This is a genomic window from Ideonella azotifigens (assembly GCF_006519715.1).
GTDB lineage: Bacteria > Pseudomonadota > Gammaproteobacteria > Burkholderiales > Burkholderiaceae_C > Ideonella > Ideonella azotifigens.
Genome location: NZ_VIDT01000542.1, coordinates 1 through 3,836 on the forward strand (window position 1 = coordinate 1; position 3,836 = coordinate 3,836).

Annotated in this window: 5 protein-coding genes; 3 read left to right on the plus strand and 2 right to left on the minus strand. The window is 67.6% G+C overall.

The window, feature by feature from the left end; genetic code table 11:
* From FKP22_RS23670 to FKP22_RS23680, 3 genes are all read left to right on the plus strand, one after another.
* A partial coding sequence (locus tag FKP22_RS23670) for a glutamate-5-semialdehyde dehydrogenase (RefSeq protein ID WP_141290128.1) occupies positions 1-1,052 on the plus strand: 1,052 nt, incomplete at its 5' end.
* A gap of 4 nt (positions 1,053-1,056) precedes the next feature.
* The gene (queC, locus tag FKP22_RS23675; protein WP_141290129.1) at positions 1,057-1,788 is read left to right on the plus strand and encodes a 7-cyano-7-deazaguanine synthase QueC; all 732 of its coding nucleotides are present in this window, start codon (positions 1,057-1,059) and stop codon (positions 1,786-1,788) included.
* Positions 1,785-2,444: a LemA family protein gene (locus tag FKP22_RS23680; protein ID WP_170201040.1), complete on the plus strand. Its 660-nt coding sequence runs from the start codon at positions 1,785-1,787 to the stop codon at positions 2,442-2,444. The genes queC and FKP22_RS23680 overlap by 4 nt, the downstream gene beginning before the upstream one ends.
* Positions 2,445-2,469: 25 nt before the next feature.
* Here FKP22_RS23680 and FKP22_RS23685 read toward each other — a convergent pair whose 3' ends face one another.
* Both FKP22_RS23685 and folE read right to left on the minus strand, forming a co-directional pair.
* A complete protein-coding gene (locus FKP22_RS23685) occupies positions 2,470-2,895 on the minus strand; it encodes a BLUF domain-containing protein (RefSeq protein WP_141290131.1) in 426 nt (141 codons plus the stop codon).
* Positions 2,896-2,902: 7 nt separating this feature from the next.
* A complete protein-coding gene (gene folE, locus FKP22_RS23690; RefSeq protein ID WP_141290132.1) occupies positions 2,903-3,640 on the minus strand; it encodes a GTP cyclohydrolase I in 738 nt (245 codons plus the stop codon).
* Positions 3,641-3,836: the final 196 nt, after the last annotated feature.

A 3,836-nucleotide genomic window follows, 5' to 3' on the forward strand; every position in this document is an offset into this window, starting at 1 on the left:
CGCCCAAGGTCATCGCCACGGTCGCCGAAGGTTGCGAGCAACTGGCGGCGATGCCGGACCCGGTCGGCGAGATCACCGGCGTGAAGCGCCGGCCCACCGGCATCAGCGTGGGGCAGATGCGCGTGCCGCTGGGCGTGTTCGGCATGATTTACGAGAGCCGGCCGAACGTGACCATCGAGGCCGCGTCGCTGGCGATCAAGAGCGGCAATGCCTGCATCCTGCGCGGCGGCTCGGAGGCCATCCATTCCAACCTGGCGCTTTGGCAACTGGTGCAGCGCGCGCTGTCCGAAGCCGGCCTGCCGCCCGAAGCGGTGCAACTCGTCGAGACGACGGACCGCGCCGCCGTGGGCCGCCTGATTGCGATGCCTGAATACGTGGACGTGATCATCCCGCGCGGCGGCAAGGGCCTGATCGCGCGCATCAGCGCCGAGGCCAAGGTGCCGGTCATCAAGCACCTGGACGGCAACTGCCACGTCTATGTGGACGCCGAGGTCGACATTGCGCAGGCGCTGGTCGTCACCGACAACGCCAAGACCCAGAAGTACAGCCCCTGCAACGCGGCCGAATCGCTGCTGGTGCATGCAGCTTCGGCGCCAGCCTTCCTGCCGCAGATCGGCGCGATCTTCGCGGCCAAGGGCGTGGAGATGCGCTGTGACTCGGCCGCCAAGGCGATCCTCGCTGCCGTGCCTGGCGCCAGGCTGGCGGACGCGACCGAGGCCGACTGGGCCGAGGAATACCTGGCGCCCATCGTCAGCGTGAAGGTGGTGCAGGGCCTGGACGAGGCCATCGCCCACATCAACCGCTACGGTTCCCACCACACCGACGCAATCCTGACGACGAACCACCCGAACGCGATGCGCTTCCTGCGCGAGGTCGACTCGGCCAGCGTGATGGTCAACGCCAGCACCCGCTTTGCCGACGGTTTCGAATACGGCCTGGGGGCCGAGATCGGCATCTCGACCGACAAGTTCCACGCCCGCGGCCCGGTCGGCCTCGAAGGCCTCACGTCCATGAAATGGGTGGTGCTGGGCCAGGGCGAAATCAGAGGCTGATGACATGAGCGAGCCGTCTTCCCGCCATGCCCTGGTGCTGTTTTCCGGCGGCCAGGATTCCACCGCCTGCCTGGCCTGGGCGCTGTCGCGTTTTGCGCGTGTCGAGACGCTGGGCTTCGACTATGGCCAGCGCCACAAGGTCGAGCTCGAATGCCGGCAGGTGGTGCGGCGCGAGATCGCCGAACAGTTCCCGCAGTGGGCTGGCAAGCTGGGCGACGACCACCTGCTGGACCTGGCGCTGCTGGGCCAGATTTCCGACACCGCACTGACCGATGCGCGTGCCATCGAGCTGCAGGCCAACGGTTTGCCCAACACCTTCGTGCCCGGCCGCAACCTGCTGTTCCTGACCTTTGCTGCGGCGCTGGCCTACCGGCGCGGCGCCTCGGTGCTGGTGGGCGGCATGTGCGAGACCGATTACTCCGGCTACCCGGACTGCCGCGACAACACGCTCAAGGCGATGCAGGTCGCGCTCAGCCTGGGGCTGGACACGCCGATGACGCTGGAAACCCCGCTGATGTTCCTGACCAAGGCCCAGACCTGGGAACTGAGCGAGCAACTGGGCGGCGAGAGGCTGAACGACTTGATCGTCGAGCACACGCACACCTGCTACCTCGGCGACCGCAGCCAGCGCCACGCATGGGGCTACGGCTGCGGCCAGTGCCCTGCCTGCGAGCTGCGGGCCCAGGGCTTTGCCGCCTGGCGCGCCAGCAAAGGCGGCCAGGGCGCGTTCGCATGAGCCTGTTCGCGCCGGAAATCTGGCAAGGCGCGTTGGCGGCATCGGATCCGGCCAGCGAACCGGCGACCAGTGCCGCCTGGCCGAGCTGGCTGCAGCTGACGCATGTTGGCCATGTGGGCGGCTGGCTGCTGGAGCTCGCGCTGATCCTGGTGATCGCCTTCTGGATGGTGGGGGCCTACAACCGGCTGATGCGACTGCGCAATGCGCTGGGCCAGGCCTGGGTGCAGATCGATGAATTGCTGGTGCGCCGTGCCGCCGCCCTGGACATGTTGCTGGCCGCCGTGCGCGAGCCGCTGGCCGACGAGGCTGGCAGCCTGCAGGTGCTGATGCAGGCGCAGGAGCGCCAGCGCCAGGCGGCCCTGGCCATGCGGCCCAGGCCATACCGTGCCTTGCTGGTGGCGGCCTGGGTGGCCGCCGAGCGTGACATGGCCTCGCCGATGGCGCGGCTGCATGCCCTGCTGGAGCAGCAGCCGACGCTGGACGAGCAGCCCGGCGTGCATGCCTCGCGGCAGCAACTGACAGAGCTCGCCGCCCGGCTGGTCTATGCGCGCCAGTCCTTCAGCGACGCTGCAGCGGCCTACAACCAGGCCTTGACCGAGTTTCCGACCCGGCTGCTGACCCGCCTGTTCGGTTTTCGCGCCGCGGCCAAGCTCTGAATGCCACCGGGCCGGTGCCTGCGCGTCAGGCCTGGCCCATCATGGCCGCGGTGGCGACCATCTCGTCGAACAGCGCGGCCATCGCGGCGCCGGACACGGCGTAGGGGTTCAGCGTCGCGGTTTCGGAGTACTTGAGCAGCAGACCAGGGTTCAGCCGGGTCAGGTTCACCATGCCCATGGCCCAGCCGGCGAAATGCCGCTCGGCGATCTCGGCATAGTTCAGCAGCACGACCTGCTGGTGGCGCGGATCCGCCGCGATGCGGTGGTACAGCTTGTTGACCGCGTCGCGGCCGCCTTCCAGCGTCTGCACGAAGGTGCCGTGCGCAAAGCACAGCGCACCGGTGATGCCTTGCGTCGGGTTGGTGGCGCGGGCCTGCTGCAGGATGCCGGTCAGCGCATCCTGGTCCATCTCTGCCGTGGCCCGGCTGGCATACATCAGTCGCACAAGCATCGGGGGTTCACCTCTTCTTGGACAACAGGGACAGGAATTCGCGCCGCAGGTTCGGGTCCTTCAGGAACGCGCCCCGCATGACGCTGTTGGTCATCGCGGTGTCATTGTCTTTCACACCGCGCCAATGCATGCAGAAATGGTCCGCCTCCATGACGATGGCCAAGCCATCGGGCTTGACGCGTTCCTGCAAGGCGTCTGCCAGCATGATCACCGCCTCTTCCTGGATCTGCGGCCGGGTCATGATCCAGTCGGCAATGCGGGCGTATTTCGACAGCCCGATCAGGTTCGAGTGTTCATTGGGCAGCACGCCCACCCAGATCTTGCCGAGGATGGGGCACATGTGGTGCGAGCAGGCCGAGCGCACCGTGATCGGGCCGACGATCATCAGCTCGTTCAGGCGGGAGGCATTCGGGAATTCGGTGACCGGCGGCATCGGCTGGTAGCGGCCGCGGAAGACTTCCTCCAGGTACATCTTGGCCACGCGGCGCGCCGTGTCCTGGGTGTTGTGGTCGCTCTCGGTGTCGATCACCAGCGCCTTCAGCACCTCGGCCATCTTGGCGCTGACCTCGTCCTTCAGTTCCTGCAACTCACCCTCGCGCAGGAAGTCGGCAATGTTGTCGTTGGCGTGGTAACGCCGCCTGGCCTGGACCAGGCGATAGCGCACCCGTTCCGACACCGGCAGCGCCGCCAGCGCTTCGTCTTGCAGGATGGGCGCAGCAACGCGCGGGCTCTTGGGTTCGGCCATGCCGGGGGGTCCTTGCCTGGTTCTATGACCAGCGCATTGTCGGCCAGCGGCTGCCGCATTGCGCGTGCGGGGTCGGCCCGTCGCAATCTTCTGGATGGGTTGGGTGGTTAGACTGCCGCGGGTGAACCCAGCCCACCCCTCTCCTCCGCTGTCCCGCCTGCTCGAACTGTGTGCCGACGCGGTCCAGGCCGTGCGT